General features: G+C 76.2%; 1 pseudogene. It reads right to left on the bottom strand.

From position 1 onward, the window contains the following. Positions 1-650: pseudogene (locus AO501_RS38230) on the bottom strand (hypothetical protein); the annotation flags it as partial.

Raw genomic sequence — 650 nt, 5'->3', positions numbered from 1 at the left:
GTAACCGGCCGCCTGCGCCTGACCTCCCAATCCCCCAGTACCGCCAGCCCCACCAGCACCTCCGGCACCGCCGTTGCTGCCATCTCTGCCGTTCATGTCGCCTCCGGTGACACCGTCAGCGCCGGAAAGGCCGTTGCCCCCGGCTCCGCCGGCACCACCCCGCCCGGCGGCCCCGCCGCTGCCACCAGCACCAGCCAAGGCGCCACCTTTGCCGCCGGCGCCGCCCGCGCCGCCCGCGCCACCGGTAGCACCGTCGCCGCCGGCGGCACCCGGTGCGCTCGCAGCCGATCCCGCGCGGCCTGCAGCCCCGTCACCACCTGCACCGCCGTTCCCACCGTTACCGAAGAGCCCCCCATCGCCGCCGGCACCGCCGGCCGACCCTGTCCATCCGTCGCCCGACAAGAAAGTGTTCCGGGCCGACGCGCCCCGGCCGCCGTCACCGCCATTGCCACCGACGGTCGGCCGCGCCCCGGCCATACCGTCCGAACCCTGCACGGAGCCGCTGCCGCCTTTGCCGCCGCTCCCGCCGGCACCGTTGTCGCCTCCGTGCCCGCCGTCGGCTCCGATCCCGAACATCGAACCGCCGGCAGCCGGAAGCCCGTCCGCGCCGCGACCACCATCACCGGCGATCCCGCCTTCCCCACCCCTGC

Origin of the sequence: Mycobacterium gordonae, from assembly GCF_001417955.2 — a bacterium.
GTDB lineage: Bacteria > Actinomycetota > Actinomycetes > Mycobacteriales > Mycobacteriaceae > Mycobacterium > Mycobacterium gordonae_B.
Note: the sequence above shows the minus strand (reverse complement) of the source record. Positions and strands in the feature narration are given on the sequence as shown.